We start from the raw sequence: 19,061 nt of genomic DNA on the forward strand, positions 1-19,061 counted from the left end.
ACCACTTTCCAATCACATGCTCCTCTGCGGAGGAGAGAATACCCCTCACCCTGATTTTCTGCTGAACGCAGAAAATCTGTCCCTCTCCCTCAAGGGGCGAGGGAGGATCGTGGCTCTCAGGCAATGGTGAAAACATGGCGACTTTGGCTTTATCCTTGGCGGGGCAGTTTGCCGGGGCGCTGGTGGGCGGGCCGATCGGGGCGACGATCGGGCGGGCGCTGGGGGCGCTGGCGGGGAGTGCTGTCGATGGGATGCTGTTTGGCGAAAAGCCGCAGCAGCGCGCCTTTGACGTCCGCATTGGCGGATCGGCGGAGGGCGTGCCGATCCCGCGGCTCTATGGCTGGGGGCGCCTGGCCGGAAATATCATCTGGGCGCGGGAGCTGGAGCGGCTCGGGGGTGAGACGTCGGGCGCCAAGGGGTTTGGGCAGGAGGAAGACGACGAAATCGGCGCGAGCTTTGCCATCGGCTTTTGCGAAGGGACTGCGGCGCGGCTGGGGCGGATTTGGGCGGATGGGCAATTGCTCGATACGCGCGGGCTCAATTTCCGCTTTTATGCGGGGAGCGAGGACCAGGCGCCCGATAGCCTGATCGAAGCGACGCAGGGGACGGGACAGGCGCCGGCGTACCGCGGGCTTTGCTACATCGTGTTCGAAAACCTGCCGCTCTCGCGCTTCGGCAATCGCATTCCGCAGATTTCGGTGGAGCTGTGCCGGCCGGTGGGCGAGCTGGAGCCGGCGATAAGGGCGATCACGGTGATCCCCGGCGCGACCGAGTTTGGTTATGACCCGGTGCCGCGCTTTCGCGTGTTGGGACGGGGGACGGGCGAGGCCGAGAACGCGCATGTTTTGCCTGGTGTCAGCGACTGGACGGTGTCGATCGACGAGTTGCAGGAGCTTTGCCCGAACCTCAAGCATGTGTCGCTGGTGGTGGCCTGGTTTGGGGACGATCTGCGCTGTGGGTCCTGCGCCATCGGGCCGCGGGTCGAGTCGGCGGAGCGTGTGGTCGAGGGGGTCGAATGGAGCGTCGCGGGGTTTTCGCGCGGGGATGTGCCGGTCGTGTCGAGCCATGCGGGCGGGCCGGCTTATGGCGGTACGCCCTCGGACGCGGCGGTGCGCGCGGCGATTGCCGACCTCAGGGCGCGTGGGCTTTCGGTGACGCTTTATCCCATGGTGATGATGGATGTGCCGGCGGGTAATGGCCTGCCCGATCCTTATGGCGGGGCGATGCAGGCGAGCTATCCGTGGCGCGGGCGGATCACATGTCATCCGGCGGCTGGACGGGCGGGGTCTCCCGATGGGAGCGCAGCGGCTGCGGCGCAGGTAGCAGCATTCGTGCCGGGTTATCGCGCCATGGTGCTGCAATATGCGGGCCTAGCGGCGGAGGCCGGCGCCGAGGCATTCATCATCGGCTCGGAAATGCGCGGGCTGACGACGGTGCGCGGGGCGGGAAACACCTTCCCGTTCGTTTCGGCGCTGGTGGCTTTGGCGGACGATGTGCGGGCGCTGGTCGGGCTCGGGGTGAAGCTGACTTATGCGGCGGATTGGAGCGAATATGCCGGAGTGCAGGGCGGGGGCGAGAAGTTTTTTCACCTCGATCCGCTCTGGGCATCGGCTGCCATCGATGCGGTCGGGATCGACTATTACATGCCGGCGGCTGACTGGCGCGAGGGCGAGGGGCATCTCGATGCCGCGGCGGGGGGCATCCATGATCTTGGTTATCTCGGCGGCAATATCGCCGGGGGCGAAGGGTTCGATTGGTTCTATGCGAGCGACACCGATCGGCTGAACCAGGTGCGGACGCCGATTGCGGATGGCGCATATGGCGAGCCGTGGATCTGGCGGTTCAAGGATCTGGTCAGCTTTTGGAGCCAGCAGCATTTCAACCGGCCGGGCGGGGTGCGAGCGGCTGTGCCGACGGCCTGGGTGCCGGGGGCGAAGCCGATCTGGCTCATGGAATTGGGCTGCGCGGCGGTCGACAAGGGCGCGAACCAGCCCAATATTTTTGGCGACGCCAAGAGCGCCGAGGGTGGGCGGCCATACTTCTCCAATGGGGCGCCCGATGCGCTGATGCAGCGGCAATATCTGCGGGCGCACTACCGGCATTGGAGTGATCCCGCGAAAAATCCGGCGGGCATGGTCGATGTCGAGCGGATTTATTGCTGGACCTGGGACGCGCGGCCTTACCCGGCTTTTCCGGCCTTGACCGATTTCTGGGCGGATGGCGCGAACCATCTGACGGGGCATTGGCTGACCGGGCGGCTTGGGGGCATGGCGACGGACGAATTGGCTGCGGCGATCGCGCGGGATCATGGGGTGACGCTGGTTTCGGGGGCAGCGCAGCCGATGGTGACGGGCGTGATGTTGGCATCGCCGGGGACGGCGCGAGAGGCGCTGGAGCCGCTGCTGGAGATTACGGGGCAGCGGCTGCTGGCGCGGCAGGGTGTGCTGACGGCCGTCTCGGCGCGTGGATCGGCGGCGGTGACGTTTGATCACGAGGCGCTGGCGGAGGGCGAGGGGCCGATCTTGGCGCGCCGTCGGGCGGCGGCCGAAGAGCGGCCGGCACGATTGGCGCTAAGTCATATCGATCGTGACCGGGATTATCTGGTGGCGACGGCGACGTCTATCCGGCCGGGGACGGGGCCGTTGGTCAGCGAGAGCCTCTCCATGGTGCTCGATGGGGCAGGGGCAAGGCTGGCGGCGGAACGGTTGCTCGATGATCGAGCGGCGTCGCTTGATACGGTCGAACTGGCCCTGCCGCCGAGCCTCCTTGCCGTGGAGCCGGGGGATCGGGTGGCCGTGGAGGGGCTCGCCGAGGGACCGTTCGAGATCACAGAAATCCGCGACGGGCTTGTACGGCGGGTAACGGCGCGGGCGGTGGCGGCTGGAGTGGCGACGGCGGCGGGGCTGACGCGGCCACCGGCGCCAGCCCCAGTGGCTGGTTTGACGGCAACACCGGTGATTGCGCTGGCGCATTTGCCGCCGGATGCGGGTGATCTTACGCGCAGCCGCCTGGCGGTGGGCGCGTTTGCGCGGCCCTGGCCGGGAATGGTGCGGCTGGTGGATGCGGCGACGGGGGCGGCACTGACGCAAGTGGAGCGGCCGGCGACGCTGGGCGAGGTGGTAGAGGCGATTGGGGCTGGGCCGCGGGCGGTTTGGGACAGGGGCAATGTGCTGACCATCCGGCTTTATGGCGGGCATCTTGCCGATGGGGCCGAGCCAGCGGTCTTGGCGGGTGGCAATCGGATTGCGGTCGAGACGGATGCGGGGGCTTGGGAGGTGATCGGCTTTACCGCGGCTGAACTCATCGAGGCGGGGGTCTATCGGCTGTCCAAACTTTTGCGTGGGCTGATCGGGACGGATGCGGCGGTGGGGCCGGTTTCCTCGGGTCGTAGCGTCATGGTGCTGGATGGTCGCGTCAGTGCTGTGCCGGTGGAGTCGGGCTGGCTGGGCGAGGCGCGGGATGTTCGGGCTTATGCGGGCAGCGCTGATCTTGTGGGGCAGGTGGTTTCGGCCCTGACGCAAGTGGCGGCGGCCCTGCCTCTGGCGCCGGTGCATCTGCGGGCCAAGCGGCAGAGCGATGGAGCCATCGCCTTCAGTTGGATCAGAAGAAGCCGGGCAGATGATGATGCCTGGGGCGTGGCGGAGCCGGGGCTCGACGTGGTGCCGGAGCACTATCGGCTGTCGATTTTCGATGGATCCACAGTCAAGCGCGTCATCGACAGCGGAGCGACGCAGGCGAGCTACAGCCTGGCCGAGCAGGTGGCTGACTTTGGCGGTGCGGCGACGGGCTTTGTCTACACGGTGGCGCAGGTGAGCCCGGCTTTGGGAGCGGGGCAGGCACGGGAGCAGGGCTATGGCGGATGAGCGGTTTGAGCAGTGCCTCAGGGAAGTTCTGCGGCATGAGGGGGGCTATAGTGACCATCCGAGCGATCTTGGCGGCGCGACGAATATGGGGATCACGCGCAAGACGCTGGCGCGGTGGCGAAAAATTTCGCCCTGGACCGACTTGCCGAAAAGCGCGGTGAAGGCGCTGAGCCGGGCCGAGGCGGCGCAGATCTATCGGGCACAATACTGGAACCCTTGTAAGGCCGGGGCGATGCCGGCGGGCGTGGACCTCGCGGTGTTTGATTTTGCGGTCAATTCCGGGCCGGATCGGGCGGCGCGCGTCTTGCAGGCGGCGCTCGGCGTCGCGGCGGATGGTGAAGTCGGGCCGAAGACGCTCGCGGCGCTTGGTGCGGCTGACAGTAGGGCGCTGATCAACGCGGTTTGCGACCGGCGGCTCGCCTTCCTGCGCGGGCTCGCGACTTTTCCGGTGTTCGGCCGCGGCTGGACCAGCCGAGTGGCCGCGGTGAGGGCGGCTGCGCTGGGCGCCGTCGAAAATTCCACTTCCATGCAAAGGAGACTGCCGATGGATGTTTTCTCGGGCTATCGCACCTATATCGTCGCGGCGTTCATGCTGCTGGCCGGGTTGGCGCAGGTTCTGGGTATCGACCTGCCCTCGCTTGATGGCGGGGCGGCGGGCAATCTTGTTCTCGAAGCGCTGGCCATCATCTTTTTGCGCAAGGGTTTGAAGGCCGGCGCGGCATGACGGAACGAAATCGGGACAATCAGCTTTGGGATATGACCTGCCTTATTCATGTCCCATTCAGCTAGGTGCCGCTAGTTTCACGCCATGAACACGAAAGCCTCAAAACCATCCGCCGCTGCAGCCATTGCACTGGCTCTTGCCTTGGCCCTTTCGGGTACGGGAGCGAGCCAGGCACAGGCTTGTCTTGACCGGCAACAGATCCAGGAAGCCGTCACCTCGGGGCAGATCATGTCCCTCGATGCGGTGCTGGCGGCGAATGGCGTCGATGGCAGCGCCGAAATTCTCAACGTCCAGGTTTGCGATCAGGGCGGGCAACTGGTCTATATCATCGGCGTATTGACCGCGGATGGTCAGGCGCAGAACCTGACACTGAGCGCACAATAGGTTTCCAGCCTATTGTGCCTTGGTGCGGGAATGGTGGTAGTGGTCACCAGCGGATTTCTCTGAGCGTCGGGGGCAGGCGATGCGTATTCTGGTCGTCGAAGACGATACCAATCTCAACAGGCAGCTCAAGGAAGCCCTGACCGAAGCAGGCTATGTCGTCGACGTGGCCTTTGACGGGGAAGAGGGACATTTCCTTGGCGAAACCGAACCCTATGATGCGGTGGTGCTCGATATCGGCCTGCCACAGATGGACGGGCTTTCGGTGCTCGAAGAATGGCGCCGTGCCGGCAAAACAACGCCGGTGCTGCTGCTAACGGCGCGCGATCGCTGGAGCGATAAGGTTCAGGGGATCGACGCCGGGGCCGACGACTATGTCGCCAAGCCATTTCATATGGAAGAAGTGTTGGCACGGTTGCGGGCGCTCGTGCGCCGCGCGGCAGGTCATGCCAGCAACGAGATCACCGCCGGGCCGGTGCGGCTCGATGCGCGTTCGGGCCGGGTGACGGTCAATGGGCAGGCCGTGAAGCTGACGAGCCACGAGTTGCGGCTTTTGAGCTACCTGATGCATCACAAGGGTAAGGTCGTCTCGCGCACGGAATTGACCGAGCACCTCTACGACCAGGATTTCGACCGCGATAGCAACACGATCGAAGTGTTCGTGGGGCGCCTGCGCAAGAAACTGCCCGAAGAGTGCATCCAGACGGTGCGCGGACTCGGCTATCAGATCGTCGGGGACTAGGCGGGCTTGTCCAACGAGACCGGACAACCGGCTGCTTCGCCCAATAACGCGCCGCACTGGCTGCGCAAGGGATCGATTGCCGCTTCGCTTTTTTGGCTGACGGCCGGCTGGCTCGTGATCGCGCTGGTCGCGACCGGTTTTTTGCTGACCGACCTTTATTCGCGGACGCTCGATACGACGCTATCCCAGACGCTCGATTTTCACGTCGAGAGCCTCACGGGGATTTTGCTCGAGGCCGGTGATCCGCGCGACCCAGGAATCACACTTGCGGATCCGCGTTTCGATCGTCCGCGCTCGGGCTGGTACTGGATTATTCGCGATGGTAGCGGCCGGCTTGTCAATCTGTCGACGTCGGTTGTGGGTATCGATCTGCCTGGGCTGAGCGGGAATCTTGATGCGCTCGGCCGGCGCACTGGCGTGCTGTCCGATGCCTTCGGAACGCAATTGCGCGTCGTCGAGCGCAGTGTTTCGATGGGTGACCAGACCTATCGGATCGAGGTCGCCGGCAATCTCACTGAAATTCTTGGGCTGGTCGGCGATTTCCGCGGGCAGACATTCATTGTGCTTGGTGCGGTGGGCGCAATGCTCGCCATCATGAGCGTGATCGTCGCGCGCTTTGCCATGCGGCCCGTGGGGCGGCTCAGTGCGGCAATCGAAAGCGTGCGCGAGGGCGAAACGACGGAGATTACTGGACGCTATCCCACTGAAATCGCGCCGTTGGCTGAGGAGGTCAACGAACTCCTCCGCTCCAATGCCCAGATCATCGAGCGCGCGCGCAATCAGGTGGGCAATCTCGCCCATGGGTTGAAGACGCCGATCGCCGTGTTGCGCAATGAGGCCGGGACGCAAAATGGCGCCTTGGCCGATGCCGTAGCGGCCGAGACCGAAAAGATGAGCACAATGGTCTCGACCTATCTCGAACGCGCGCGGCTTGCAGCGCGGACGTCGGTCGTGGGCAAGAAAGCCGATGCGGGCATGATCCTGTCGCGGCTGGCGCGGGTGATGGGAAAGATCCATCGCGACGTGGATGTTCATTTCGAGCAAACCGAGGCAGGCCTCCCGTGGTTCAGGGGCGATGAAGCTGATCTCGAGGAAATGGCGGGCAATCTGTTCGACAACGCTTGCAAGTGGTCGAGGGGGCAGGTCGACGTTTCGCTTTCGGGCGAACGCAATGCCAAGGGCAGCCAGCTTTTGATTCGGATCGAGGACAATGGCCCCGGTCTGACCGAGGATGACGCCCGCAAAGTGTTGCGCCGCGGTGTCAGGCTCGACGAGAAAACGCCCGGAAGCGGGCTGGGGCTGGATATCGTCAAGGAACTGGTTGATGTCTATGGCGGAAGTCTTGAGCTCAAACGTTCGGCGCTAGGCGGACTATTGGTCGAACTGCGCCTTCCCGCTGCACGGGCGGTGGGCATTGGGCGCCCATCCGCCGCCTGACGCACTTTCGCCGCAATGGCTCAACAAGTACCGATCGAACGCTGATAAGGTCCATAACGATGAATCGCTTTGCCCTGTTTGCCATGCCTATCCTTGCTCTGGCGCTTGCCGGTTGCTCCAGCACTGGAACAAGCCAAGTGGCGCAGGCTCCGGTCGTGGCTACTGCTCCAATGCCGGTCGTGACGCAGCCGATGATGCCGAGCACGGCCCAGACGACGCAGCAGGCTCGCCTGACCACCAGCGTTTCCACCGGTTTTGTCGATAGCGCAGCGCTCGCCGTGATGACGGCAAAGGATTCGGCTGAAGCCAATAGCGCGCAATTCTACGCGCTCCAGTTTGGCCGTCCCGGCGCGCCGCGCCAGTGGGCTGGCGACAAGGGCACGACCGGCTCGGTCTCGGTTGGGCCTTACGTCCGCGTCAACAATCTCGATTGCCGCGATTTCACGCACACGGTTAAGGCCAATGGCCAGGACTACGTGAAAAAGGGCACCGCTTGCCGCGAGCAGACCGGCAATTGGAATGTGGTTCAGGGCGCCGCATAAACTCAAGTCAATCCATGCCTGACATGGATTGTTTACCTGCGCTCGGTACGCTGTCGGTCAAATTTCTTTTTGACTGACAGCCCCATGACACAGCTCGCCAACCGCGTGGATACCGTTGCGCCGGCTTCTGCCCAGCCGAGCGCGGCACCAAAGCCCAAAGGCCCTTTCTGTGGTCTGATCGATTCCGTTCTCGTGCATGACCCAGTGCTCGAGACGTTTCAGGGATCGGTGAATGCTCATGCTGCCCAGGGCATATGGACCTGGGTTACGCGTGATATCTGCAATGATATTATTCCGGCCGATCGCATTGCCAGCGGTGCTTTGACGCCTGCCGAGGTGGAAGCTGCTCTGCCCGAAATGCTGGGGCGGATGAAGGCCGCGCTCGCTCAAGGCCTGGCCGATGTGGAAGGCGCGCGACGCCTTTCCGCCCAGCTTGGTGGCGACGAGACGCGCCAACATTTGCCCACGGTGATGTTGGCTCTGCGCAACCGGGCACTTCTCGGCAAAGCCCAGGCCTTCGGCAAGGCGACCAATTCAATCTCCGACGAAAATGCTCTGGCCGCAGCCATCAAGGCCATGCCGCTGCAGGAGCCTGCGCTTGCGGCGTTGGTTTTCCACGCTGCGCTTGGTCAGGCGGGGAACCCGACGATCCTCGTTCTCGCCGCCATCAAACTTTCGGGCGCGGCTACGGAAGTGTCCGTGCGGCGCGCGGGCCTCGGCCCACTTCTCGATGCCTATATCGCTCATGCCCAGAATCAGTTGCGGTTCTTCGAGGGCAATGGGCCATTCGCCGATGTGGATCTGATCTGCCGGGCGCTTGAGCGCTTCCACAAGCTCGTGCGCTCCTTGACGGGATATATTGAGTTTTCGCGCGGCAGCCAGGCGACGGCAACCCTTTCGGCCATCACCAAATATGTTTCGGACCGGCTGGAGCCACGGCTCAAGGAGGTCGTGACCGACCTCAACCAGGCCATGCGCCGGCGCGAGAACGCGGACCGGCTCGACACCGAAAAACTCTTCGCCGCTGTTGGCGGGATTTTCCTCCTCGCAACCGTACGCGATTGCCGGGATTCTTTGGCGCTCAATTCGGTGTTCGAGCAGGCCTGGAACCAGTCAGGCCAGGCATTGGAAATCCACATTCAGCGCACGATGGATACCTATCGGCAGGACCCGGAAGACGCCAATACGATCGCCCGCCTCGATGCGGTGATCCAGATGGCGCAGGTGCGATTCTCGGCCGAATATGCCGAGACGCTGAAGCGCGCGCGGCACGCCGCGGAAAAGCGCAGCTAAGCCTTTACCTCGGCCGGGAACGCCTGGCCGAGATCCCGCACGACCAGCCTTACGCCCGGCTGCGCATGGGCTGCGGCCAAGAGCGCTTCGATCTTCTCACTCCGCATTCTAAGGACGATACCCACCGCGCGCTGCGGGTTGGTCGTGTCGTGATCGAGGAAGATGAGTGCACCGCTGTCGGTTCGGCGCGCCTCGGGCTGATCGAGCTGCACCACTATGGCGTCGGCGCCAAACCGTCCCTGGAGGTAATCTGGGACAGACTTGGTCTCGGATGGCGCGGAAATGTCTGCCGCATCTTGGTGCGAGAGAGGGATCAGGGCGACCCGCTCCTGCGCGACGACACCGGCGGATTCAGGCGGGATCAGGCCAAGAGCGACGCCCGAGGAAATTGCAGAAATCGAAAGCGGCTGCGGCGATTCGGCGAGAAGGCCCGAAGTGCTTCCTTGCCTGTCGGTGATTTTGGACAACCAATGCTGCGGCTGGGGGATAGGGCGAACGACTAGACTGGCTTCGGCATCGAGATAGGCAGGGTTCGCGTCTGGCGCTTCAAGAGCGCACATCTGCCGATCGGGCGTCTCGTAAAGCGCGGATATGACGGGGTCGTCGACACCGGGACCAGCCCGGCCGAGCAGATGATTGATCGCGGCAACGCCGCTGGTGACGCAGCCCTGGCGCGTGAGGTAGCCCGCGGCGGCGCCAGCGAGAGCGATTGTGTCGAGCGTGCCGATGGGTTCGAGCCGCTCCGCATTGGCGTTCCAGCGGCTATGCCCGCCAGCCATGTGCCACAGCGTAAGATCGGGCTGCCAGCCGCCGCTGAGGATGAGCCTGTCGACACGAACGGCATCTCCATGCGCCAGATCGATGGCAAGCTGCCCGTCGGCTGTGGCGATGCTCTTTGGTACCGTGCCAGGAAACAAGCGGAACCCATAAGCCTTCGAAAATTCGATATAGCGCGAACTGGCCTGATCGCGCCCATCGGTAATGCGATCGAGTGCGATGCCGGTTTCGGCAAGCAGCGTGGCAAGGCGGTAGGCGGGATTGGCCGAGGTTGCGAGCATCACCGAATGACCTGACCAGATGCCGTAGCGCTGAGCGAGCTCATAGGCTTCCTGCGCGCCGATGACGCCGGGCCGTCGATTGCCGGGAATGACGGGGAGGCGCTCGATGGAGCCCGTGGCGAGAATGATGTAGCGGGCGGGTAGGTCGAGCACTTTGCCGGTGACGAGACCGCCGCTGATATCGATCTGATGCACGCGGACAAGACCCGGCACGATCGCGAAGGCTTCGCTATGGGTGCGAACGGTGATTGCGGCGTGGGATTTGATTTCGGTGACCAGTAGCGCGACGTGGTCCTCAGGCGTTGCATCGCCATCTTGAGTGCCGAACAGACCGGAATGGCCACCAAGCATCGGGCTCTCTTCCACAAGCGTGACCGAGAGGCCGGCACGAGCGGCAGTTAAAGCCGCGCTCATCCCGGCGACGCCGCCACCAATGAGGAGCACATCGACGCCGGGTTCAGTACGACCGACGAGACTGCGCCACGGGCGGACGAGGCTCCTGTCATGATCGTCCAGCGTCAGGCCCAGCGTGCGGCCACCTTGGAACAGGCGGGTGATGAGGCCTGATTTCTTGCCGGGAGCGACGAAGACGTAATCGGCGCCGCCCCGCGCAGGTACACGATCCATCGGCAAGGCGAGCTCTGGCGTGGCGGCAGCTCCGGCATAGGCAATTGCCGGTGCTGCGCCGTGGCGCAATCCAATCGGCTGACCGTGATGGGTCCCGATGGTGTCGATGCCCGAAGCGAGAAGCGCGGTCAGCACCGTGTCGCCTTCGAACGCCGAGACCATGCGACCCTGGATACGGAACTCGATGGGCCGGGTGCGATCAATTTGCGAGCCAGCGAGGCCCTTGGCGGTGTTTGCGGGTAGCCGGCTGATTTGCGGTCTCATGCGGCGTGATCCGGCAAGCGGAAAAGGAACTCGGCGACGGCGCGGCGGTCGATGCTTGAGCTTCTGGCGGCGGACCAAACAGCTTCTTCGTCGCTCGCGCTATTCGTCAGGTAGCGGGCAAAGAGAGGCGCGAGGAACGCGCCGGTCGTGCCAAGGCCGGCAAGGATCACTAGGCCCGTGTCCAAAGCGTCGATGATCGGTGTGCCGTCAAGCGAGACAAGCGCGTCAAAACCGGACTGCCCAATTTGTTGGGTGACGCCCCGGTCCAAGAGTGTTTGCGCGAGCCGTGCCGAAAATTGCGAAAGTGTGCCGGGGCCCGTCGCGGCGACACTGCCGCCATCGAGTTGGATGAGTGTCAGACCGGTATCGAGATTGAGCATCACATCGCTGCTGAGGCGATGCTTGGCGGAAATGAGGATGCTGGCATGGGGCCGGGTCTGGAGCACGTCCGGCCACTGCGCGGTGGGCACGTGGCGCATGATGGCGGCTTCGTCGATCAGGATCGACCGCGCGGCGCGGATCGTGTTTTCGCCATCCGCCAGTTCGGTCACGCCATCAGCGTGCAGAGTGGCAAAGTCCGGTCTCAAACGCCTGACGCCTAGACCCGTGAGCCATTTTTCTGAGCGCGGCAACAGCGTTTGTCGGTCGATTGTCAGCACGTCGCCGAACCGGAACGCACTTCGGTTCGGACCAAGCTTCGAATTGGCAACCCGATCGGCCATCAGCCCGTTGGCGCGGGCCATGTGAGCAATATGGCCGAGAGCCTCCTGGCCTTCTGCGTGATGGGCGTAGAGCAGAGGATCAAGTCGGCGCAGGACGCGACGTCCCGCGATACGCGTCAGCAGCTTCTGGGTTTCGGGAACAAGTTTGCCCAAAAGCGTCCAGGTTTCGGGCCGGGTGATCGGCGCAATCGAGAGATCGATGCTACGCGTCAACCGATAGCGGGCTTCCGGCTCTGCGATCTGTACCACGGTTTTTCCATGCCGCTCGGCAAGGAGGCCTGCAACGAGGCAGGCCAGCGGACTGGCGCCGAATACGGCGAACTCGACCGCGATGTCAGGCATGCTGCCTGCCTGCGGCGCGCTGACCCTGTGGCAATGAGTCCGCAGCTAACACGTGGGTTTTAGTGGCATTTGCTGCCAATCGGCTTATAGAAGGCGCGGCCTTTCTCAAGGCCGGAAGCAAGCGTCCGGAGCCCATGATTTTCTGGTTGATCGCCATAGCTGTAACCGCAATTGCCTGCGCCGCGCTGTTGTACGCGGGGCGCGGTCGCCCGGTCAACGCAGCGGGGGACGAAAGCGCAGATACCACCAGCCATTTCCGCCAATTGCTTGCTGGGATCGATAGCGATCTCGCCGCCGGCAAGATCAATGCCGATGAAGCGATTGGCGCCAAGGGCGAACTAGCGCGCGAAATGATCCGGGCAAAGTCGGAAGCGAAGCCCGCTGCCGTTGGACTCGGCCGCGCCGCGCTTGTCTCCGGTGCCGCTCTTGTCGCCGCCATTGCGCTCGGTGGTTATGCTCTTCTCGGCAGTCCCAATATTCCCGCTCAACCCCTTGCCTCGCGCGCCGATGTGGCGGCGCAGAACATGGATATCGACGCGGCCATTTCCCGCATTGAGACTCGGCTTGCAGAAGATCCCAATGACATTCGTGGCTGGACCGTCCTCGCGCCGGCCTTGGTGCAGGTCGGCCGCTTCACGGATGGCGCCAACGCCTATGGCCGTGTCATCGCGCTATCGCAGCCGACGGCGCAACTTCTGACCGATCAGGCTGAGGCGCTGCTGCTTGCGGCGGATGGCGCAGGGTCTGATGAGGCTATGACGCTGCTGCGCCAGGCAACCGAACTCGACCCCACTGACCCGCAGCCGCAGCTTTATCTGGCCGCCGAGCTGACGCGGACTGCAAAATATGACGATGCCGCGCGCTATTGGCAGTCGGCAATCGACCTCGCGAGTGGGGCGGAGCCGTGGCTACCCGCTGCCCGGCAGGGGCTTGCAGTGGCGCAAAACGACGGTGTCGATACGACGGCCTCCGATCAGGCAGAGATGATCGGCGGAATGGTCGAGAGTCTCTCCACACGGCTTTACGACGAGGGCGGAACCATCGAAGAATGGACGCAGCTCGTGCGCTCCTACATCGTGCTTGGCGATCTGCCGAATGCGCAAAAGGCTTATGATGCTTCGGTCGCAGCCTATCCCACAGCGTTCGAACGGGGTGAGCTCGACACGCTAGCCCTGAGCGCAGGATTGAAACTGAACGGAGACGCGCAATGACCATGCCTTCCGCAGTCCGCCGCAAAGGCTGGTCGCGCAAGCAGAAGCGCCTCGCTGTGATCGTCGGGCTTGGTGTGGTGCTGGCTATTGCTGCGGCGCTGGTGCTGACGGCGCTGCGCGATCAGATCGTCTTTTTCTATTCGCCGTCCGAAATTCAATCTCGTGGTGTCGAGCCCGGTCACCCGATCCGTCTCGGTGGTCTTGTCAAGGACGGCACTTGGGTGCGCGCTGGGCAGGACAATACCTTTGTCGTCACCGATGGCGGGACCGAGATCACGGCGCGCTATAGCGGCATTTTGCCGGACCTGTTCCGCGAAGGGCAGGGCGTCGTGGCCGAGGGCTCGGTCGGTCCTGATGGCATTTTTACGGCTACCAATGTCTTGGCGAAACACGACGAGAACTATGTGCCCAAGGAAGTCGTCGAGGCGCTGAAAGCGCAGGGCGAATGGCGGCCGGAGGGCACAGCGCAATGAGCATCGAGCTCGGACATTTCGCCCTGATCCTCGCCTGCGCCATCGCGCTGGCATCATCCATTGGCGGGCTGACGCTTTGGCGCAGCGGCGAACGTCTGGCTTCCGTCTTGGCGCAATCGGCCATTCTGCAGTTCGTGCTGGTGGCTGTGGCGTTTCTTGCCGTGGTGCAGGCTTTTGCGACATCCGACTTCAGCCTCGCGTTGGCGGCAAACAATTCGCACTCGCTGAAGCCGCTGATTTTCAAAATCTCCGGCGTTTGGGGCAATCACGAAGGCTCGCTGCTGCTCTGGATCCTGATCCTTGTGCTGTTCGGTGCTCTGGTCGCGGCGTTTGGCCGGCGTCTTCCGGCGGACCTTCTCAATCTGGTGCTCGGGACGCAGAGCCTTCTGGTCGTTGCCTTTGGCGGCTTTACACTTTTCACGTCCAATCCGTTCGCGCGTCTTGCGCAGCCGCCGATAGAGGGCGCCGACCTTAATCCGATCTTGCAGGATATCGGCCTCGCCATTCATCCGCCGCTACTCTACGCCGGCTATGTCGGCTTTTCGATCTGCTTTTCCTTTGCTATCGCCGCGCTGATTTCCGGCCGTATCGATCAGGCGTGGGCGCGCTGGGTGCGGCCCTGGACCATGTTGAGCTGGATTTTTCTGACCCTCGGTATCGCTATGGGCTCCTATTGGGCCTATTACGAACTCGGTTGGGGCGGCTGGTGGTTCTGGGATCCAGTCGAAAACGCCAGCTTCATGCCCTGGCTTGCGGGCACGGCGCTGCTCCATTCAGCGCTGGTGATGGAAAAGCGTAACGCGCTGAAAATCTGGACGATCTTTTTGTCCATCATCACCTTCTCGCTGTCCCTGCTTGGCACCTTCCTTGTCCGTTCGGGCATCCTGACCTCGGTCCATACCTTTGCCAGCGACCCGACGCGTGGTCTCGTCATTCTCGCTATTCTCGCCGTGCTGATCGGAGGCGCCTTCCTGCTGTTCGCGCTGCGTGCAAGCGCATTGCGGCAGGGTGGCCTGTTTGCGCCCATCAGCCGCGAGGGCGCATTGATCCTCAATAACCTGTTCCTGGCGACGGCTGTCGGCGCGATCCTTGTGGGCACGCTTTATCCGCTCGTGCTCGACGCGCTGATCGGCACCACTATCTCTGTTGGCGCGCCATTCTTCGATCTGACCTTCGGCGCGCTGATGGCGCCGCTCTTGCTGGTGTTGCCGTTTGGGCCGCTCTTGCCCTGGAAGCGCGCGGATATGGTGGCCGCTGGCCAGCGGCTGATCGGGGCCGCGGGACTTGCCATTTTTCTCACGATTTTGGTCTCTGCGCTGGGCGGCGTCTCGATCTCGCTCGCGCCACTGGGTTTGCTGCTTGGCTTCTGGGTCACCTTCGGCGCCTTTGCTGAACTGATCGAGCGCGGCAAGATCGGGCGCATTCCAGTGCGCGAAAGTTTGCGCCGTCTGGCGGGCCTGCCACGCAGCATTTGGTCAACGGCGATTGGCCATATGGGCCTGGGGCTGACTGTGCTCGGCATTGTCTCGGTAACGGCTTGGGAAACCGAACTGGTGACGACGCTCAATCCTGGCGAGACGACGCAACTTGCCGGCTATTCCCTGGCGTTTGACGATTTCTCCCAGATTCCGGGCCCGAACTATATGGCCGATACCGGGCATTTCACGCTGACGGCGCCTGGTGGCGGCACGACCAATCTTGAGGCTGAGCGGCGGACCTATGTCGCGAGCGGCATGCCGACGACAGAAGCCGCAATCGCAACGTTCGGGCTGTCGCAGTTTTATCTGCAGCTCGGCGAACCGCTCGATAACACCCATGTCGTCCGCATCTGGCACAAACCATACATCCTCCTGATCTGGCTCGGCGCCATCGTCATGGCCGGGGCAGGGGTGCTGTCGCTGACCGATCGGCGGCTCCGCGTCGGCGCTCCACAGCGCGCCACCAAGCACGTCATGGAACCAGCCGAATGAAGCGGGTTCTGGCCTGTCTCGCTCTGATGCTGGCTCTGGTATTTCCGGCGATGGCGGTGTCTCCAGACGAAATGCTGTCCGATCCGGCGCTGGAGCAACGGGCGCGGGCAATTTCGTCGGGGCTGCGGTGTCTGGTCTGCCAGAACCAGTCGATCGACGATAGCGACGCCGATCTCGCTCGGGATTTGCGCATTCTGGTGCGTGAGCGACTGGTGGCCGGTGATAGTGACGCCGAGGTTCAGCAATATCTCGTCGATCGCTATGGCGAATATGTCCTCCTCAATCCAAGGCTCAACGAGCATACCTGGATCCTCTGGATCGCCGCGCCGGCGCTGCTGATTGCGGGCCTTGGTGGAATTTGGGTCGCCAGCCGTAGGCAGTCTCCGCCCCAGGCTGGGGATGATCTGTCGGACGAGGAAAAGCGCGTCCTGGCTGAACTTTCCCAAACTCAAGCCGGCAAGGCGGACAGGGCCTAGCCCGACTTGCTGGGTTAGAGGAGGCGGGTTATGCCTCTTTAATGAGCACCGTTCTTTCGCCTTTGCCATCCATTCCCCATCCTGCATTCGACGCGCTTTGCGCTGACTTGCCTCCTGCGCTCGGCCAGCAGGTTCAGACCCACGCTGGTCTTTTGGGGCCGTTGCTGCAGTCGGCGCCCTATTTGCTGGAACTGGCGCGCGTGCATGCGCAATGGCTGATGGACGCGATCGAAACGGGCCCCGATGCCGCTTTCGGCGCGCTGTTGGCCGAGGTGAGCAGTGCTGGCCGGTCGGGTGACGAGGCCGGGCTTGGGCAGTCCCTGCGCATCGCCAAGGGCCGGACTGCACTGTTGGCGGCGGTTGCCGAAACCGGTGGCGCATGGACGACGGCACGCGCGACGGAAGCGCTTTCCGACCTGGCCGACGCAGCGCTCGAAGCGGCGCTCGATCTCTTGATGGGGCAGGCCGCAGACAAGGGACAACTGGTTCTGCCGCGTGAGGAAGCTCTGGCGGCCAATTCCGGTCTCGCGCTCTTCGCCCTCGGCAAACATGGCGGGCGCGAACTCAATTACTCCTCGGATATCGATATCGTCGCCTTCTTCGATCCGCAAAAGCCGGTGCTCGCCGATCCGAGCGAGGCGACAAAAATCTATTCGCGCATGGTGCAAAAGCTCGTCGGGCTGATGGAGGATCATCAGGCCCATGGCTATGTCTTCCGCACCGACCTGCGCCTGCGGCCCGATCCCGGGTCGACCCCCGTGGCTTTGTCGGTCGATGCGGCCATTGCCTATTACGAGGTGCGCGGCCAGAATTGGGAGCGCGCCGCCTGGATCAAGGCGCGGCCCTGCGCCGGAGGCAAGGCAGTGGGCGAAGCCTTCATCAAGGAGCTGGCGCCCTATGTTTGGCGCAAGCATCTCGATTACGCGACCATCACCGATATCCAGGCGATGAAACGCCAGATCAATGTGTCGAAGAAAGTCGGCGATATCCGCGTCGAAGGGCACAATGTCAAACTTGGACGCGGCGGTATCCGCGAGATCGAGTTCTTCGCGCAAACGCAGCAATTGATCGCCGGTGGCCGGGATAAGTCGCTACGGGTGCGGCCGACATCGCATGCACTGGCCGCGCTTGCCGAGGCCAACTGGATCGCGCCGACGACGGCGAAGGAACTGACCGAGACCTATTGGTATCTTCGCGCCGTCGAAAACCGGCTGCAAATGCTGCGTGACGAACAGACCCACATCATGCCCGATACGCCCGAAGCCGTTGCCGTTATCGGCCGGCTGATGGGCGAACCTGATCTCTCTACATTCGAGAAGACCTATCGTGCGGCGCTCGAACGGGTCGCCCGCTATTATGCCGAGCTGTTCACTGAAGGCGAAACGCTAGGGACCGTCGAGGGTAATCTCGTTTTCACCGGCAGCGATGACGATCCGAACACGCTCGAGACCCTCACCAATATGGGCTTCGTCGACGCCCACAAGGCCATCGAGATCGTGCGAAAGTGGCACTATGGGAGCTACGCTGCTACACGCACATCCGCGGCCCGGGCGCATTTGACCGAACTTCTTCCGGCGCTGCTGACGACGCTCGCCGCGGCGGGCAGCGCCGATCTGGGTCTCGCGCGCATGGACGATTTTCTCTCGCGCCTGCCGGCCGGCGTGCAGCTTTTCGCGCTGCTGCGCAATCATGCGCAATTGCGGTCGCTGCTCGTCCAATTCATGGCTTCGGCCCCGCGTATGGCGGAGGCGGTTATTCACCGCGCGCACGTGGTCGATGGTCTGATCGACCCCGCCTTTGCCGATGATGTCACCCATCGCGATGTGCTGGTGGGAAAAGTCGATACGTTCCTCGCCGATGCGCGCTCCTATGAAGACCTGATCGATCGCGCCCGCATCATTGGACAGGAGCAGAAATTTCTCGTGGCCGCGGGGCTGCTCTCGGGCACAGTCTCTGCGACGGTTGCCGGTGAACAGTTCACCGCCCTGGCCGAGACCCTGCTGCATCGTCTCTTCGCCAGCGTCGAGGATGAGTTCGCGCGGCGCCATGGGCGGATTGCCGGCGCGTCAACCGCTCTGTTGGCCTTCGGCAAGATGGCGAGCCGTGAGATGACGTTCGCTTCCGATCTCGATTTCATCCTGCTTTATGACGCGCCAGATGCCGAGTCCGACGGTGAGCGGCCATTGGCGACCTCCCACTATTTTGCGCGGCTCACTCAACGTCTGGTTGCCGCCCTCGCTGCACCGACGGCCGAAGGCGTGCTTTACGAGGCCGACATGCGGCTGCGGCCTTCGGGGAATGCCGGACCGCTCGCAACCAGCATCGGCTCCTTCCATCGCTATCAGCATGAAGAAGCCTGGACCTGGGAACACTTGGCACTGGCGCGCGCACGCGTCGTCGCTGGGGCTCCCGCCTTGCGGACAAAAGTTGATGCCGAGATCGCTGAAGTCATGGCCATGCCACGCGACGTCGGAAAAACCATCGACGACGCCGTGTCCATGCGCGCGTTGATGGCCAAGGAGCGCAAGCCGCGCCATGCCTTCGATCTCAAGCTGGCGCCGGGTGGCCTCGTTGATCTCGAATTTATCGCGCAATCGGCGCAGCTCGTTGCGAGCAGGATGATCGATCTGCCACAGGCCGCGCCCCCACGCGTGCTGATGCGCCTCGGCAAGCTCGGCCTGGTGCCGAGGGGCGAAAGACTGGCGGAAATCCACCAGATCTACGCGACCATTCTGCAGGTGATGAGTTCGGCGCTGGTTTCGCCGTTCAGCGAGACGGCCTGGTCTCCAGCGTTCGAAGAGCTTTTGGCCCAACTCTGCCATTATCCCGATTTCCGGCTGCTCGCGACTGATGTCGCCCAGATGCAGAGCGAAGTCGCTGCAGCAGCGGCCCAGTGGTACGAAAAAGCGCGAACGCTGTAACGTTTATTGTTCGGT

General features: G+C 63.3%; 14 protein-coding genes. 12 read left to right on the plus strand and 2 right to left on the minus strand.

The genetic code is table 11. The annotated features are described in order from the left end of the window. Positions 1 to 134 precede the first annotated feature (134 nt). The 7 genes from ASG47_RS06935 (at position 135) to ASG47_RS06965 (ending at position 8,982) form a co-directional block, all read left to right on the plus strand. Complete coding sequence (locus ASG47_RS06935) at positions 135 to 3,863, plus strand: glycoside hydrolase/phage tail family protein (protein ID WP_082511615.1); 3,729 nt, start codon at positions 135 to 137, stop codon at positions 3,861 to 3,863. Beyond that, entirely contained in the window at positions 3,853 to 4,587 is a 735-nt protein-coding gene (locus ASG47_RS06940) for a glycoside hydrolase family 108 protein (RefSeq protein WP_061907986.1), read from the plus strand. The genes ASG47_RS06935 and ASG47_RS06940 overlap by 11 nt, the downstream gene beginning before the upstream one ends. Before the next feature lie 84 nt (positions 4,588 to 4,671). Further along, positions 4,672 to 4,971 (plus strand): hypothetical protein, encoded by a 300-nt coding sequence (locus ASG47_RS06945; protein WP_061907987.1) that lies wholly within the window; start codon positions 4,672 to 4,674, stop codon positions 4,969 to 4,971. 79 nt (positions 4,972 to 5,050) lie between these two features. Beyond that, the gene (locus ASG47_RS06950) at positions 5,051 to 5,710 is read left to right on the plus strand and encodes a response regulator transcription factor (protein WP_061907988.1); all 660 of its coding nucleotides are present in this window, start codon (positions 5,051 to 5,053) and stop codon (positions 5,708 to 5,710) included. Between the two features lie 6 nt (positions 5,711 to 5,716). Then, complete coding sequence (locus ASG47_RS06955) at positions 5,717 to 7,147, plus strand: sensor histidine kinase (protein ID WP_061907989.1); 1,431 nt, start codon at positions 5,717 to 5,719, stop codon at positions 7,145 to 7,147. Between the two features lie 59 nt (positions 7,148 to 7,206). Further along, positions 7,207 to 7,689, plus strand: a complete 483-nt coding sequence (locus tag ASG47_RS06960) for an RT0821/Lpp0805 family surface protein (protein WP_061907990.1) — start codon at positions 7,207 to 7,209, stop codon at positions 7,687 to 7,689. A gap of 84 nt (positions 7,690 to 7,773) precedes the next feature. Then, positions 7,774 to 8,982 (plus strand): hypothetical protein, encoded by a 1,209-nt coding sequence (locus ASG47_RS06965; RefSeq protein ID WP_061907991.1) that lies wholly within the window; start codon positions 7,774 to 7,776, stop codon positions 8,980 to 8,982. On the opposite strand, the gene ASG47_RS06970 is transcribed toward ASG47_RS06965, so the two are convergent. Together ASG47_RS06970 and ASG47_RS06975 are read right to left on the minus strand one after the other, a co-directional pair. After that, positions 8,979 to 10,931 carry an FAD-dependent oxidoreductase gene (locus tag ASG47_RS06970; protein ID WP_061907992.1) on the minus strand — a complete coding sequence of 651 codons (1,953 nt, stop codon included), beginning with the start codon at positions 10,929 to 10,931 and terminating at the stop codon, positions 8,979 to 8,981. The two genes, ASG47_RS06965 and ASG47_RS06970, sit on opposite strands and share 4 nt — an antisense overlap. Further along, positions 10,928 to 11,995 carry a hypothetical protein gene (locus ASG47_RS06975; protein ID WP_061907993.1) on the minus strand — a complete coding sequence of 356 codons (1,068 nt, stop codon included), beginning with the start codon at positions 11,993 to 11,995 and terminating at the stop codon, positions 10,928 to 10,930. The genes ASG47_RS06970 and ASG47_RS06975 overlap by 4 nt, the downstream gene beginning before the upstream one ends. Before the next feature lie 62 nt (positions 11,996 to 12,057). Between ASG47_RS06975 and ccmI the strand changes: the two genes are divergently transcribed. From ccmI to ASG47_RS07000, 5 genes are read left to right on the plus strand one after another with little or no spacing between them, the layout of a single operon-like run. Beyond that, positions 12,058 to 13,206: a c-type cytochrome biogenesis protein CcmI gene (ccmI, locus tag ASG47_RS06980; protein WP_061907994.1), complete on the plus strand. Its 1,149-nt coding sequence runs from the start codon at positions 12,058 to 12,060 to the stop codon at positions 13,204 to 13,206. Further along, positions 13,203 to 13,679: a cytochrome c maturation protein CcmE gene (gene ccmE / locus ASG47_RS06985; RefSeq protein WP_082511616.1), complete on the plus strand. Its 477-nt coding sequence runs from the start codon at positions 13,203 to 13,205 to the stop codon at positions 13,677 to 13,679. The genes ccmI and ccmE overlap by 4 nt, the downstream gene beginning before the upstream one ends. Further along, a complete protein-coding gene (locus ASG47_RS06990; protein ID WP_061907995.1) occupies positions 13,676 to 15,649 on the plus strand; it encodes a heme lyase CcmF/NrfE family subunit in 1,974 nt (657 codons plus the stop codon). The genes ccmE and ASG47_RS06990 overlap by 4 nt, the downstream gene beginning before the upstream one ends. After that, positions 15,646 to 16,125, plus strand: coding sequence for a cytochrome c-type biogenesis protein CcmH (locus tag ASG47_RS06995; protein WP_061907996.1), 480 nt, complete (start codon positions 15,646 to 15,648; stop codon positions 16,123 to 16,125). The genes ASG47_RS06990 and ASG47_RS06995 overlap by 4 nt, the downstream gene beginning before the upstream one ends. Positions 16,126 to 16,166: 41 nt before the next feature. Then, a complete protein-coding gene (locus tag ASG47_RS07000) occupies positions 16,167 to 19,046 on the plus strand; it encodes a bifunctional [glutamine synthetase] adenylyltransferase/[glutamine synthetase]-adenylyl-L-tyrosine phosphorylase (protein WP_061907997.1) in 2,880 nt (959 codons plus the stop codon). Positions 19,047 to 19,061 lie beyond the last annotated feature (15 nt).

It is taken from the genome of Devosia sp. Leaf420, assembly GCF_001425445.1.
Classification (GTDB): Bacteria; Pseudomonadota; Alphaproteobacteria; order Rhizobiales; family Devosiaceae; genus Devosia.